This is a genomic window from Brevibacterium sp. BDJS002 (genome assembly GCF_028201555.1).
Classification (GTDB): Bacteria; Actinomycetota; Actinomycetes; order Actinomycetales; family Brevibacteriaceae; genus Brevibacterium; species Brevibacterium aurantiacum.
The window spans coordinates 2,852,468-2,866,615 of sequence record NZ_CP116392.1 but is presented as its reverse complement, the minus strand read 5'-3'; the positions used below and the strand labels follow the sequence as shown (position 1 = coordinate 2,866,615).

Below are 14,148 nucleotides of genomic sequence, written 5' to 3'. Positions count from 1 at the left end.
CATGAGCGGACCCAATCAAGCCATCGGCCTCAATGGGCGTCTGGCCGCCAGGTGGGCTCGGCGAGCCGTTGATCGACTGCGCAAGGAACGCGTCGAAATCGACGAACTCAACGTCTTCCCCGTCCCCGACGGTGACACCGGCACGAATATGTACCACACGCTGCGCGCCGCGTATCTGGCCGTCGAAGAGCTGACCGGGCCCGTCACGCTGCCCCAGGTCGTCGCTGCACTAGCCGAGGGCGCAGGACGCGGCGCCCGCGGAAACTCCGGACTCATCCTCGCTGTCGCACTCCAAGGCGTCGCCGATGCCCTGGACGGGGTGACAGTGGCGACGCCCGAGGCCATGGCTCAAGCCCTCGAACTCGCCTCCGCCAGGGCCCGGCAGTCCGTGGCCCGGCCCGTCGACGGGACCATGCTCACCGTGCTTGATGCCATGGCCACTGAGGCAGCTGAGAAGGCCGAAGACGGGGCGAACCTCATCGAACTCATCTCCGCTGTGCGGCTGCGCTCCCGATCGGCACTGCGCGAGACCACCGGGCAGCTGCCCGTGCTCCGCGAAGCCGAGGTCGTCGACGCCGGATCGACGGGGATCGTGGAACTCTTCGACCTCCTCTACGCCACTGTCACCGGCAGGACGCCGCAGGATTCGATGCTCGGCGAAGTCACCAGGTCTCCACGGATCGTCCATCAGGCCAGTGCCGATGAACTCGAGATCGTTGCCATCTTGGCTTCTTCCCCGGCATCGACCGATTCCGAAGAGACGACATCCACCCTCGCCGAGGCGCTCGATGAGTTGGGTGGAACCTCGATCGTCATCAACGGACCCAAGGTTCACGTCCACGTCGCCGACGAGGCGACCGCTGTGACCGTTCTTGATCACCTCGCCGGCTTTGGCATCGTCCGTCTGGACATGGAAGACCTGCGTCTGCACGAGGAAGAGGGCGAAACCCATCTGGTGGCCATTGTCTCCGGCACCGGACTCCTCATGCACTGCGCGCTCAACGGGGCAAGTGCCCTGTCACCCGATTCCGGTGATGTGCGGGCCATGACCAGGGACATCATCGCCGAGGAGGAACGTGATGTCATCGTCGTCCCCAGTTCGACGACCGTCCTGAAGGCACTGGGACAGGTCTCCGGTGTGCAGGTGGTCCGCTCCCGCAATGTCGCCACTCTGCTCTCAGCACTCGCGGTCTATGATCCCTTCGCCCCGTCCGGTGAGATCTTTGCGGATATGACCGAGGCTGCTGCCGGCACCCGCGTGGGCACCATCGTCTCCGCCGAACAGCTTGCCCTCAACCCGCCCACAGGTGCCCTGCCGGTCATCGATGATGCCCCAGGAACGAGTTCGAGCCCAGACTCTACGCCTGACTCTGGCACTGCGTCTGACTCCGCAACGGTGGGGATGCGCAGGATCCCGCTCTCCCATCCCTCCCAGTTCTATCGGGTGTTCATCGACGGGAAGGTGAAGACTCAGAGCACGGAACTCACAACCCTGGTCGAGAAGCTCGCCGATCGCCTCCTGGGCGCCGGGGGAGAGCTCCTCACCGTCGTCCACGGTCCCGGCTGCGCCCCCGATGTCCTCTCGCACCTGCGGGACTGGATCCGGAAGTCGCATGCCCAGGTGCGGTTCCAGGACATCGATTCGAGGGACCGGGCCACGCTGCTCATCATGGGAGTCGAATGAGCGCCCGCCTTGAGGACTACTTCACCGCACGAGACCGCGGTGCTCTGAAGAAACGAGGGATCACCTCGGTGGCGGATCTCTTCCGCTTCTTCCCACGCAGATTCCTTGTACCCGGTGAGAAGACGCCCCTGGGCGGGCTCCCGCTGGGCGAAACCGCGATCCTGCAGGCTGAAGTCATCTCCGTGGACACCAGGCGCATGCAGAAGCGTCGAGGCACCATCACCGATGTGATCGTCCACGATGGGCAGCAGTCGATGAAGATCGCCTTCTTCAACCAGCGCTGGCTGGACAGCCAGCTGGTGCCCGGACTCACCGTCGTCTTCGCCGGGAAGGTCGAGGAGTACCGCGGGCAGCTGACCCTGAACTCACCGACCTGGCTCAACCGGGACGAACACGATGAGAAGTGGACGCCGGAGGACCTTAACTCCCCATTCCCCGTCTACTCACGAGTCAAGGGCATCGCACAGACGCGACTGTGGAAGGCCATCAAGGTCCTCCTCGATGTCGCCGGCCCGGACGAATTCGAGGACCCGCTGCCGACCGCCATGCGAGAGAACCTCGACCTGCCAGACCTGCGCACCGCTCTCAACGACATGCATCGACCAAGGTCAGCCGCAGCGACGGAGAAAGCCAAGCAGCGATGGAAATGGGAAGAGGCGCTCGCCCTGCAGGCGGAGTTCGTCTCCCGCAAGGCCGACTACGAAAAGCTCGAGGCCACCCCGCTGCTCAACGTCGGAGCCAGAAGTGAGCGGTTCGACAACAGTCTGCCCTTCTACCTCACCGCCTCCCAGCTGCGGGTCGGTGAGGAGATCGAGGCAGACATGGGCCGGAAGACGGCGATGCATCGCCTGCTCCACGGCGACGTCGGCTCCGGCAAGACCGTCGTGGCGCTGCGGGCGATGCTCACGGCCGTCGATTCCGGAGCCCAAGCCGCGATGCTCGCCCCCACCGAGGTTCTCGCCACTCAGCATTTCCGCTCCATTGAGACCCTCCTCGGCGATCAGATGGCTTTGAGTCCTCTGCTTTCGAGTGATGATCAGGTGCGGGTGGCGCTGCTGACGGGGTCGATGCCGGCCCGGGAACGCAAACAGCTGGCACTCGACCTCGCCACCGGCCAGATCGACATCGTCGTGGGCACGCATGCCCTGATGTCGGATACGACGATGTTCGACACCTTGGGCCTCATCGTCGTCGATGAGCAGCATCGGTTCGGTGTCGAGCAGCGGGAGGCGCTGCGGGCGAAGGCAGGGCTCAAGGTTCCGCACACCCTCGTGATGTCCGCGACTCCGATTCCACGCACCGTGGCGATGACGGTCTTCGCCGACCTCGATGTCTCCACCCTCGATGAGATGCCTGCCGGTACCAAGGACATCACCACTCACGCTGTCTCCCTGGGCGACCATCCCAACTGGTTGGGCCGAGTCCTTCAGCTCATCGACGAGGCGGCCGAGAACGGGCGAGGTACCTTCGTGGTCTTCCCGCGCATCGAGCCCTCCGACATCGAAGACCCTGAGACGGGTGATGTGATCGGCGCCCGAAAGGGAATTGAGGACCTGAAGGACTTTCTGCAGAACTCCGATGAGCTCCGCTCACGTTCGACTGCGCTTCTTCACGGTCGGATGTCTCCGGCGGAGAAGGACCGGACGATGGCGGCATTCGTCTCCGGCGAGACCGACATCCTGGTCTCCACCACCGTCGTCGAGGTGGGCGTCGACGTCCCTCGGGCCACCATGATGGTCATCTTCGAGGCGGAGCGCTTCGGCGTCGCTCAGCTCCATCAGCTGCGCGGACGCGTCGGACGCGATGGCAGTGCGGCCATGTGCTTCCTGCTCACCGACGTGCCTGAAGTCGATGAGAGCTTCGAGCGACTCAGCGAGGTTGCGGGCACCCTCGACGGCTTTGCTCTTGCCGAATACGACCTCGGCACCAGGGGAGAAGGCGATGTGCTCGGGTCCTCACAGTGGGGAGGGTCGTCATTGAAGCACCTGTCCATTCTCCGGGATGCACCGATCGTCGAAGAGGCGAGAACCATCGCGGAGAAGATCATCTCCGTCGACCCCGACCTGAGTGCACTGCCTGCTCTGCGGGCCTTCATCAACAGGGTTCTGCCCGCAGAGTCGGCTCACTTCATCGAGGCGAGCTGATGTCGCGTTGCTGTGAGCTGATGTCGCGCTACTGTGAGAAGACAAGCCTTCGTGTGCTGTCGAACCACCCTCATGAGGAGGAGCCGCAATGAGAATCATCGCTGGTGCGTACAAAGGTTCCAAGCTCGTCGCACCGGGCGGGTCCAACACCCGCCCGACCTCGGATCGAGTCAAGGAATCCCTCTTCTCCATGCTCGACGGCTACGGGGTGCTGCAGGCCGCGAACGTTCTCGATCTCTTCGCCGGGTCCGGTGGACTGGGCTTCGAAGCCATGTCGCGGGGTGCTGCCGAAGTCGATTTCGTCGATTCGGCCGGTGCCTCTGCCCGTGCGGTCGAGGCGAATGCCGCGAAGCTCGGAATCGATCACTCGACTCGGATCCATTCCTCGGATGTCGTGTCTTTCCTCAGCTCCCAGCGTGTCCCGAAGCAGCACGCTTCGGCGCAGCTGCAATCCGAGGGGCACAGCGGGGGAACCCACAGCGGGGAAGGCGAGCACGGAGAAGGACTCGATGCGGTTCTGGACGGCGAGGTGCTCGAGACACGAAGCGACCTGGACGACGGCGATGGGCGCATCTTCGACCTGGTTTTCATGGACCCGCCCTACCCATTGGGTGAGGACGCTGTGACTCAGATTCTGGGCAGACTCTCCGGACTCCTCGACATGGAATCCATCGTCGTGGTCGAACGGGCATCTCGGGCCCCGGAACCGACGATGCCGGCGGCCCTCGAGGTCTTCCGTTCGAAGACCTTCGGTGAGACCGCTCTGTACTTCGTCCAGCTCAAAGGCAAGCCTGAAGAGGTGTCGGACTCAGCAGCAGCGAACGAGTCGGCGTGAGCTCCCGCCGCCCCTGGTACCGCACACCCTGGGTGTTCGCAGCGTGCGGAGTGGGTCTGCTGCTCTTCTGGTTGGCACTCAAGTGGCTGAGGAGCCTGTCGGATGCGAAAGCTGCCGATCCGGTGAGTCGATCTGACATCTTCTGGCCAGGACCTACGGACATCCTGTTCTGGGTGGCCATGGTGCTCATCGGCATTGCGTTGATCGTGAGAATCTGGCGGCTCGTGCGCCGCATCCGCAGCTGAAGCACGCGGGATGAGATGCAGCAAGGCCCACCGGAGTCGTACTCCGGTGGGCCTTGCTGAACGTGTGGCTACTGCACGCTGGAGAGGAACGTCCGCGTCCGCTCGTGCTGCGGGTTGTTGAAGATCTGGTCCGGCGGACCTTCCTCAAGCACCTGACCGCCGTCGAACATCATCACCCGGTGTGAGACCTCGCGGGCGAACTGCATCTCGTGAGTCACGAGCAGCATGGTGATGTCGGTGGTCTCTGCGATGTCGCGGAGGACGCCGAGGACGTCGCCGACGAGCTCGGGGTCGAGCGCGGAGGTCACCTCGTCGAGGAGGAGGATCTCCGGGCTCATCGCCAATGCTCTGGCGATGGCCACACGCTGCTGCTGACCGCCCGAGAGCCTGGTGGGATGCTCATCGGCCTTCTCGCCGAGTCCGACCTTCTCCAACAGAGACTTCGCCTCTTTGACGGCCTCTGCCTTCGGCTTGCCCAGCACATGGACGGGAGCCTCGATGATGTTCTCGAGCACCGTCATGTTGGGGAACAGGTTGAACTGCTGGAAGACCATCCCGATCCGCGTCGTCATGGCGCGCGTCGTCTTCGACGGCAACTCGACGCGCTTGCCGTTCTTCTCGGTGTGCGTCAGGGGTTTGCCGTCGACGAAGATAAAGCCGCCGGTCAGCTCCTCCAAGGTCATGACAAGACGGAGAATCGTCGTCTTGCCGGAGCCGCTGGGGCCGATGAGCGTCACACGCTCTCCGGGGGCGACGGTGAAGTTGAGGTCCTTGAGGACCGTTGTCTTCCCGAACCGCTTCTCCACGTCCTTGAATTCGATCGCCGGAGTGCCGGAGGTCGAGGTGGTGCCCGGTGCTGATGAGGTGTTCTCAGTAGGTGGCAAGGCGCTTCTCCATTCGTTGGATGAGCAGGGATGTCGGGTAGCTGGCGGCGAGGAAGATGAGACCGGCCAGAGTAAAGGCTTCCGTGTAGGCGAATTTCGCCGCTCCGAACTGCTGTGCTGAGGTGACGAGCTCGACCACAGAGATCGCGAACAGGAACGGGGTGTCCTTGAACATCGCGACGGCGTAGTTTCCCAACGACGGGACCGTGGCGCGCAGAGCCTGCGGGAGGACGATCGCGGTGAACTTCCGGACCGGCGGCAGCGACAGCGCGGTCGCTGCCTCATGCTGGCCCGGAGGCACCGAATCAATGCCCGCACGGTAGCTTTCCGACATGTAGGTCGAATAGTGGATGCCGATGACGATGAAGCCGATGACGAGCGCCGGAACATCGACGAGGCCCGGGATCCCGGCGAAGATGAAGTAGACGAACATCAGCTGCATGACCAGCGGTGTGTTGCGGACGAAAGCGACGAGCAGTCGGATCAGCCAATTGATCCAGCGTGGCAGCGACCGAATCGCGACGGCGATGATGAGGCCGAGGACCACGGCGATGAGCGTGCCGATGACGGTGGCGATGAGCGTGTTGACGAATCCTCGCAGGAGGATCGGCAGCGCTTCGGCGGCGAATTCCCAGTTCCAGATCACAGTGGGCCTCCGTATCCGACGTTGCCTGCGTTCGGCCCAGCCACTGAAGTGGAACCGGGGTCACTGTTCTTATCTGCGCGGGCGTCGCGGCGCGCTACCCGTCTGTCGGCACGTGAGTTGGGTCGTCTGCGGCCCAGCTTTGCTGTGGCCCTGCGTTCGAGGAAGTTCATACCCTCCTGGATCAGCCAGGCGATGACGAAGTAGATGATGAGCCCGATGGTGAAGGCGAAGTAGGTGTCGTTCGTCGACTGGCGCAGCTGATCGATCTTTTCGGTCAGGTCCTGCAAAGTGATGAAGGAGACCACCGCTGTGCCTTTGAGGAGCTGGATGAGCAAGGTCGCCAGGGACGGGATCATCAGTGCCCAGGCCTGGGGGAAGATGACGCGGACCATTCGTCTGGTGGGGGAGAGGCTGAGTGCGATGGCACCCTCCCACTGGCCCTTGTCGACGGTCTTGATCGACGACCGAACCACCTCGGCGGAATAGGCACCGTAGTTGAGAGCCAGAGCTCCGATGCCGCAGAGAATGGGGTCGAGGTCGACGCCGAGGAGCGGAAAGACGTAGAAGAGCCAGAACAGCTGCACGAGCAGCGATGTGCCGCGGAAGAACTCGACGATGATGCGTGCCGGGATACGCATCCAGGCGTGGAGCGACGTCATCGCGAGCCCGAGGACGATCGCAATGATGATGGTGCCGATCGCGCCCGCGACGGTGAGGATGAGCGTTGTCTGAATTCCCTCCCACAGCTGTGGGAGGAAATTCAGCAACGTTGTGAAATTGTCAGTCATGATCTGAGGTGATCAGTAGACAGATCAGGACTTGGCTGTGGGAAGTTCGCCCTTGCACAGCTGATCCGTTGTGATCTCACCGTCGGGGCGTTCTTCCTTCGTGAAGCCGTAGTCGCCGACAACGTCAAGGTACTTCTTCTCGTCGCTGACGATCTTGTCGAGTTCCTTGTTCCAAGCATCCTTGAGTTCTGTGTCATCCGTGCGGAAGACCGTGGCGCCGGCACCGATCTGCGGGACGCCGTCGATCTCCTGGACGAAGGATTCGCTGACCTCGACGTCGGCATCCTTGTTGTTCTGTGCCATCCAGTTGAGCGAGATGCCGGTCAGAGCGAAGACATCGGCACGGCCTGTGGTCACGGCGTCCATGCCGTCCTGGGGAGTGCCGACTTCCTGCGACTTGATGCCGAGGTCCTTGGCGTAGTCGGATTCGATCGCACCGGTCATGGTGGCCAGCTTGAGGCCCTTCTCCTTGACGTCGTCGATGGTCTTCATGCCGTCCTGTTTGCCCTTCTTGGTCATCAGGGCAGTGGTGTACATGAACTCAGGATTGCCGAAGGCGGCCTGTTCGCAGCGATCAGGAAGAATCGACATTCCGGCAGAGATGGCCCCGAAGCGGTCGGCATTGAGGCCGGGGATCAGTGAGCCGAATTCGGTGTTGACACCTTCGACGTCGTCGACGCCGAGCTCCTTGAAGATTGTCTTGGCCATTTCAACCGAGGCGCCTTGGAGCTCGCCGTCCTTTTCGAAGCTGTACGGTGCCTCACCGGCGAAGCCGACTGAGATCTTTCCGTCGTCGATGGCCTTCTGCAGAGTGCTCTTGTCGGAATCGCTTCCGCCGCAAGCCCCCAGGGTGAGTGTCAGGGCGAGAATCGAGGTCGCGGCGGCTAGCCCCTTGATGGCTTTCATAGCTGTCCCTTTCTTAGTGCGTTGACACATCTTCGTGACATGCGTCTCAAGAACACTATTCAATACTTTTGTTGTCCGGATGTCACACTGTCAGACAACGTTATATGATCGTGATATGCCTTCACCCCCGACCTCGGAGCTCCCTGTCCTGCGCAAGGTCATCCGCTCCTCGACGATCGACCTCATCGCCGACCAGATCAGAAACGCCATCTACAGCGGCTCGTTGGCGCCGGGGCAGTCCATCAACGAAGTCCGCACGGCCGAGCTCCTCGTCGTCTCCCGACCATCACTGCGGGAGGCTCTGCAGCGCCTCGTCAGCGAAGGAGTGATGACGCATGCGCCCGGCCGCGGAGTCTGGGTCAAGCGGATGAGCACCGATGACATCGACGACGTCTATGCGGTCCGCGAGGCCATCGAAGCCCAGGCTGTGAAGATCGTGATTCGATCGGGCAAGCCGATCGCCCGCATCCACCAGGCGCTGGCCAGGCTGGAGGAGGCGATCACAGAGAACACGGCGCGCACCATCGGCGATGCCGACCTCGACTTCCACCACTCGATCATCGCTTGCTCCGGGTCCGTCAGACTCAGTGACCTGATGAAGGTCTCCATGGTCCACACTCGTCTGCTCTCGCTCTCCGATCCGCGCGGTTACGAGGTCAGGTGTGACCTCATCGAGACGCACCGGGAGCTCGCCGAGGCGATCGCAGCCGGTGACGAGCAGCTGTCGCTGGCGATCGTGGGCAGAGTCATGAGCTGCGCCGCATCCCGTCTGCACAATCCGCTGACGGAACCCGAGGCTGTCATCGTCAGGGCCGAGGACCTCGACGAGCCTGTCGACGACCAGTGGTCGCAGCTGAGAGATACGATGAAGCCATGAAGGTTGTCTGCCCCGGTTCCTATGACCCGATCACCATGGGTCATCTCGATGTCATCGCCCGCAGTGCCCGACTCTTCGACGAGGTGGTCGTGGCCGTCGTGCACAATCCGAAGAAGTCCGGACGCTTCGACCCGAAGGTTCGCGCCGATCTCATCCGCCGCTCACTCGACGAGGACGAGCGGACCCGAGGCGCGAAGAACGTCACCATCGACACCGTCGCCGGGGGCCTCCTCGTCGACTACTGCACCTCCATCGGCGCACCTGCCGTGGTCAAAGGGCTGCGCTCGGGCACGGACTTCGCCTACGAGCTGCCGATGGCGCTGATGAACAAGCATCTGAGCGAGCTCGAGACGATCTTCGTTCCGGGGAATCCCGAGTACGAACACGTCTCGTCCTCACTCATCAAGGAAGTCCACTCCGGCGGGGGAGACATCACGGGTCTGGTGCCGGATGCGGTGCTGTCGGCGCTGAACGCCAGCCGCTGAGGCATGCCGATTCCCTCTTCCTCCTCCAGGGCATGGTTCCTCGGCCTCATCTTCCACACCGTGATCGCGCACGCGACCTACAACGGTGTGCGCGTCCTCATCTCCTATCGAACTCTGGAGCTGGGCGGCAGCGGTGTCGTTCTCGGTCTCATGACCGCCTGCTACTCACTTGTCCCGCTGCTCACTGCGCTCTTCGTCGGCAGACTCGTCGATCGCGGCTATGCCACAGCTGTGCTGTGGACGGGGACGATCCTCTCGATCGTGCCCGTCGGTCTCGCCGCGCTGGCGCCCAACCTCGGCGTTCTGCTCATCGCCACGATGAGCCTGGGCCTGGGTCAGCTGCTGACGACCGTGGCCTCCCAAGCGCTGATCCCGCAGAGCTTCCCGGCCTCGGCCCTGACGTCGAAGTTCGGCTTTCTCACGCTCGGCGTCTCGATCGGTCAGACGATCGGTCTGCCTGTGGCCGGCATGATCGCGGATTCGACCGACGGGTCACCGCACATCGTCGGTGCCCTGTGGTTCATGACCGGGGTCTCCGCGCTGACACTGGTCGCAGCGGTCATCGTCATGCTCCGCGGGCGCACACCGCACGTCTCCCGCGCCGATGCGGCCAAGGACGCCCGCACGCCCTGGTCTCTGCTCTCGATCCGGGGAATGAAGCCCGCGATCCTCGCCTCGATGACCACGCTGGCGGCCGTGGACCTGATGACGGCCTATCTGCCGCTCATCGGTCAGCAGAACGGATTGTCGGTGACGACGGTGACCTGGCTGCTGACCCTGCGCACGCTCGCCTCGGTCATCTCGCGGCTCATCATCGGGGTGCTGACCCGCAGATGGCACAATCTCTCGCTCCTGTGGACCGCCTCGGCGCTGGCAGGGGTCTGCATCATCCTCATCCCCGTCTTCACTCAGCCTTGGGCGCTGGCGATCCTGCTGCTCATCTCCGGGTTCTGCTTCGGGCTCACGCAGCCGCTGACGATGACCTGGGTCTCGACCCTGTCGGACCCGGCCAACCGTGCCGCGGTCCTCTCTATCCGGCTCGCCGGCAACCGACTCAGCCAAGTCGCAATCCCCTCGGCGGCGTCCCTGCTCACCCTCATCGCGGGCTCGGGCATCGTCTTTACGATCTCCGGTGCGCTGCTCTTGGCCGCCGGTGGGGTGACGCTGCGCAATCACCGCGAGAAATGGTGACCAGGAACACCTGTGCAACTTCGCAGGCTCGATTGGTAATGACCGGCGATGATGACTAGAATGGTGAGTCGCGTGTGAACGCAGGAGTAAGCATCCTCAATCACGTAAAGGAGGAGTGAGCATGAAGAAGCAGTCTGAGTTCGTCTACGATCTCAGGTCGATGGGATTGCTCGGTCATCCTGGTGAATGGGAACGGGTGAACACCACCCTGTCTGCTCCGGCGGATCTCAAGATCGAAGTGATCGGGGTCGCAGAAGGTTCACCACTGGCACTCGAGCTGATGTTCGAAAGCGTGTCAGAGGGAATCTACGTGTCGGGCACAGTCTCGGCCACGGCCCGCGGCGAAGATGTAAGGACTCTCGACGAAATCGAGTTGCCTATAGATGTCGACATCCAAGAGATGTACGTCTATGAGCAGGCCGAGGGCGACGAGAATTCCTATGTCATCGACCGCGATCAGCTCGACCTCGAGCCCGCGATTCGAGACGCTGTCGTAATGGCTCTTCCGTTCAGTCCGTCAAAGGACGAAAGCGAAGAGTTCAGCTTCACCGTGGGGGAAGACCTCGAGGTGGACGAGAGCGAAGCGGATTCGCCGTTCGCATCATTGAAGAGTTTGTTGGATGAGAAGAAAGAGAGCTAGACGTGGCTGTTCCAAAGCGTAAATTGTCGCGCAGCAACACCCGCCACCGTCGTTCGCAGTGGAAGGCACAGGCTCCTAGCCTGGTCAAGACTGCGGAGAACGGTCGCGTTGTGTACTCGCGCCCTCACCAGGCCAAAGTTGTCGAAGACGCAGCCGGCACCCCGCTGTTCCTTGAATACAAGGGACGCAAGGTCGCTGACGTCTGACCTGTGGACACTGACACCACAGCAGAACTGCAGAAGAGTCTCGGGATCGATATTGATCCCGAGACTTTTCGTCTCGCTTTAACTCACCGCTCCTTCGCTTTCGAAGCCGGCGGCATTCCCACGAACGAGCGCCTCGAATTCCTCGGCGACTCCGTCCTGGGCCTCGTGGCCACCGAGTCGCTGTACTACGACAACCCGGATCTGGCCGAAGGCTCACTGGCCAAGATGCGCTCCGCCGTGGTCAATACCCGAGCCTTGGCGTCGATCGCGCGCAGGCACGGCATCGGCCCCCACATACTTCTGGGCAAGGGCGAAGAGCTCACCGGCGGACGCGACAAGGACTCGATCCTCGCCGACACCGTCGAAGCCCTCATCGGCGCGACCTTTGTCGCCCGGGGACGTGAAGAGGCCTTCGCATTCGTCCACCGACTCATCGATTCGATGCTCTCCGACGCTGTGAATCTTGGTGCCGGAATGGACTACAAGACGACCCTGCAGGAAGCAGCGGCCGACCTTGACCTGGGTGCCGTGAGCTACGAGATCGTGTCCTCGGGACCCGACCACGCCATGGTCTTCACCGCCACCGCCCTTCTGGGTGCCAACGGCTGGGGCACCGGCGACGGATCCTCGAAGAAGAACGCCGAAGCGGCAGCAGCGGAAGTCGCCGTCAAGGCCATCCGCACCATCTACCCGGACTACACGCGCTGAGGCATTCCTGATGCCTGAGCTTCCCGAGGTCGAGAGCGTCCGTGTGGGCGTCCATGAATGGACTGCCGGCACCACCATCACCGGCGCCGAGGTGATCGACCCCCGAATCCTGGGAACGACATCCCAGCGTCGCATCGATGCTTCCGCCGTCGACGGGTTCATCGCCGCTGTCACCGGTCGCCGGATCATCGCTGCCGAACGTCGCGGCAAGTTCATGTGGCTGACATTGGGGGAGGACCTCGGGGCCGGCCCGGCCGCCGAGCCGGCTGCCCCCGAACTCAGCCTGCTCGTCCACCTCGGCATGAGCGGACAGCTGCGCGTCCACGATGCCGCTGACGAGATCCACCGACATACCCGGGCAATCCTTCGCCTTGAGCGGGGGAGTGAGAGCCTTCAGCTGCGCTTCATCGATCAGCGGATCTTCGGCCATCTCGGCGTACAGCCACTGGTGCATGCCTATGGTCGGCTCGTGCCCGCCTCGGCGAATCACATTGCAGCCGATCCTCTGGAACCGGCCTTCGAACCCGGACTCGCTCTCGAGCAGCTTGCTCGTAAGCGGACGGTGGTCAAATCAGCGCTGCTCGACCAGTCCCTGGTCAGCGGCATCGGCAACATCTATGCCGACGAAGCACTGTTCCGCGCCGGAATCCACCCCCTGGCGATTCCCGCTCGCACGCGCAAGTCCCGTCTGGCCGCCGTTCTCGACTCCGCGACACGAGTCATGAGCGATGCCCTGGCTGTGGGTGGGACGAGCTTCGACGCGCTCTACGTCAATGTCAACGGCGAATCCGGCTACTTCTACATTGACGTAGAGCGGGTCGAAGGAAGCCGTGCACTCGAACGTCGCGATTGGCAGTGCTGGACAGCGGCCCGGCGTCAACGAGTCGTATCCCAGTCTGACCAGGCACGAAGGGCTCTGGCCAAGCAGCTCGACGGCCCGACCCGTTCAGCAGCGCACCGCCGTAGCTCCGGGCCCCGGACACTGCGAGGTGTCGCCTGTGCCTGAACTGCCTGAGGTCGAGGTCGTGCGCCGGGGGCTCGACGATCATGTCCGTGGCCGGACGATCTCCTCGGCTGTTGTCCGGCATCCACGTGCCGCTCGTCGTCATGTGGGTGGTCCGGAGGATCTGGCAGCGCGGATGGTCGGTGCGACGGTCACAGAGACTGCGCGCCGCGGCAAGTACCTGTGGCTGATCCTGGACGGCGAGGACGCGCTGCTGGCGCACCTGGGGATGAGCGGGCAGATGCTCATCACTTCTCCCGATTTACCAGTTGCTGCGCACGAGCGGGCGCGGTTCACCTTCACCGACGGCGGCCACGATCTGCGGTTCGACGACCAGCGCACGTTCGGCCATCTGCTGTACGACGAGGGCGGAGCGGTGCTGCCCTCGCCGATCGCCCACATCGCACGGGACCCGTTCGATCCGCTGTTCGACCAGCCGGCAGCAGTTGCGCGGATCAAGGCCAAGAAAACCGGGATCAAGCGCGTGCTGCTGGATCAGACGGTGGTGTCCGGTATCGGGAACATCTACGCCGACGAGGCTCTGTGGGTTGCCAAAGTGCACGGGGAGACACCTGCCTCGTCGTTGAGCAAGCCGAGGATCTCAGCGCTGATCGATGCTGCGCAGGAGGTCATGGCTGCGGCACTCGCCCAGGGCGGGACGTCGTTCGATTCCCTCTATGTCGACGTGGCAGGCAGCAGCGGTTATTTTGCCCGCAGCCTGAACGCCTACGGTCTTGCCGGCCAGCCCTGCGCGCGTTGCGGGACGCCGATCGTGCGCGAGAAATTCATGAACAGGTCGAGCTTCTCTTGCCCGGTCTGCCAGAGGAAACGCTAGTCTGAAACGTCGCGTGAGGACTGACTTCGCTCGTGGCGCTGCCTCGGTCCGCGCTACTTCAACTTATAACG

The 14,148-nt window shown here is 63.0% G+C and carries 16 protein-coding genes; 12 read left to right on the top strand and 4 right to left on the bottom strand.

The annotated features are described in order from the left end of the window. The first annotated feature begins 1 nt into the window (after position 1). The 4 genes from PGC08_RS13270 (at position 2) to PGC08_RS13255 (ending at position 4,908) form a co-directional block, all read left to right on the top strand. Positions 2-1,684, top strand: coding sequence for a DAK2 domain-containing protein (locus PGC08_RS13270; RefSeq protein WP_096177877.1), 1,683 nt, complete (start codon positions 2-4; stop codon positions 1,682-1,684). Then, entirely contained in the window at positions 1,681-3,828 is a 2,148-nt protein-coding gene (locus PGC08_RS13265) for an ATP-dependent DNA helicase RecG (RefSeq protein ID WP_069600468.1), read from the top strand. Before PGC08_RS13270 ends, PGC08_RS13265 begins: the two co-directional genes overlap by 4 nt. 88 nt (positions 3,829-3,916) lie before the next feature. Further along, positions 3,917-4,663: an RsmD family RNA methyltransferase gene (locus tag PGC08_RS13260; protein ID WP_096160628.1), complete on the top strand. Its 747-nt coding sequence runs from the start codon at positions 3,917-3,919 to the stop codon at positions 4,661-4,663. Continuing rightward, on the top strand, positions 4,660-4,908 hold the full coding sequence (locus PGC08_RS13255; protein WP_271708594.1) for a hypothetical protein: 249 nt from the start codon (positions 4,660-4,662) through the stop codon (positions 4,906-4,908). The genes PGC08_RS13260 and PGC08_RS13255 overlap by 4 nt, the downstream gene beginning before the upstream one ends. A gap of 68 nt (positions 4,909-4,976) precedes the next feature. Here PGC08_RS13255 and ehuA read toward each other — a convergent pair whose 3' ends face one another. The 4 genes from ehuA to ehuB are packed head-to-tail and all read right to left on the bottom strand — an operon-like array spanning position 4,977 to position 8,132. Further along, on the bottom strand, positions 4,977-5,792 hold the full coding sequence (gene ehuA / locus PGC08_RS13250; RefSeq protein WP_096145860.1) for an ectoine/hydroxyectoine ABC transporter ATP-binding protein EhuA: 816 nt from the start codon (positions 5,790-5,792) through the stop codon (positions 4,977-4,979). Further along, positions 5,779-6,438 (bottom strand): ectoine/hydroxyectoine ABC transporter permease subunit EhuD, encoded by a 660-nt coding sequence (gene ehuD / locus PGC08_RS13245; RefSeq protein ID WP_009882488.1) that lies wholly within the window; start codon positions 6,436-6,438, stop codon positions 5,779-5,781. Before ehuD ends, ehuA begins: the two co-directional genes overlap by 14 nt. Next, positions 6,435-7,226: an ectoine/hydroxyectoine ABC transporter permease subunit EhuC gene (gene ehuC / locus PGC08_RS13240; protein WP_009882489.1), complete on the bottom strand. Its 792-nt coding sequence runs from the start codon at positions 7,224-7,226 to the stop codon at positions 6,435-6,437. Before ehuC ends, ehuD begins: the two co-directional genes overlap by 4 nt. Positions 7,227-7,250: 24 nt before the next feature. Next, positions 7,251-8,132 (bottom strand): ectoine/hydroxyectoine ABC transporter substrate-binding protein EhuB, encoded by an 882-nt coding sequence (gene ehuB / locus PGC08_RS13235; RefSeq protein WP_096177872.1) that lies wholly within the window; start codon positions 8,130-8,132, stop codon positions 7,251-7,253. Between the two features lie 115 nt (positions 8,133-8,247). Between ehuB and PGC08_RS13230 the strand changes: the two genes are divergently transcribed. The 8 genes from PGC08_RS13230 (at position 8,248) to mutM (ending at position 14,077) form a co-directional block, all read left to right on the top strand. Beyond that, positions 8,248-9,009, top strand: a complete 762-nt coding sequence (locus tag PGC08_RS13230) for a GntR family transcriptional regulator (RefSeq protein ID WP_009885119.1) — start codon at positions 8,248-8,250, stop codon at positions 9,007-9,009. Continuing rightward, the gene (gene coaD / locus PGC08_RS13225; RefSeq protein WP_096177867.1) at positions 9,006-9,494 is read left to right on the top strand and encodes a pantetheine-phosphate adenylyltransferase; all 489 of its coding nucleotides are present in this window, start codon (positions 9,006-9,008) and stop codon (positions 9,492-9,494) included. The genes PGC08_RS13230 and coaD overlap by 4 nt, the downstream gene beginning before the upstream one ends. Positions 9,495-9,497: 3 nt before the next feature. Continuing rightward, the gene (locus PGC08_RS13220) at positions 9,498-10,685 is read left to right on the top strand and encodes an MFS transporter (protein ID WP_009885117.1); all 1,188 of its coding nucleotides are present in this window, start codon (positions 9,498-9,500) and stop codon (positions 10,683-10,685) included. Positions 10,686-10,806: 121 nt separating this feature from the next. After that, the gene (locus tag PGC08_RS13215; RefSeq protein ID WP_271708593.1) at positions 10,807-11,325 is read left to right on the top strand and encodes a YceD family protein; all 519 of its coding nucleotides are present in this window, start codon (positions 10,807-10,809) and stop codon (positions 11,323-11,325) included. A 2-nt stretch (positions 11,326-11,327) separates the two neighbouring features. Then, positions 11,328-11,531, top strand: coding sequence for a 50S ribosomal protein L32 (rpmF, locus tag PGC08_RS13210; protein ID WP_271708592.1), 204 nt, complete (start codon positions 11,328-11,330; stop codon positions 11,529-11,531). A gap of 3 nt (positions 11,532-11,534) precedes the next feature. Further along, on the top strand, positions 11,535-12,239 hold the full coding sequence (gene rnc / locus PGC08_RS13205; protein ID WP_009885114.1) for a ribonuclease III: 705 nt from the start codon (positions 11,535-11,537) through the stop codon (positions 12,237-12,239). 10 nt (positions 12,240-12,249) lie between these two features. Beyond that, positions 12,250-13,245, top strand: coding sequence for a DNA-formamidopyrimidine glycosylase family protein (locus PGC08_RS13200; RefSeq protein ID WP_271708591.1), 996 nt, complete (start codon positions 12,250-12,252; stop codon positions 13,243-13,245). Next, entirely contained in the window at positions 13,238-14,077 is an 840-nt protein-coding gene (mutM, locus tag PGC08_RS13195; RefSeq protein WP_271708590.1) for a bifunctional DNA-formamidopyrimidine glycosylase/DNA-(apurinic or apyrimidinic site) lyase, read from the top strand. Before PGC08_RS13200 ends, mutM begins: the two co-directional genes overlap by 8 nt. Positions 14,078-14,148: the final 71 nt, after the last annotated feature.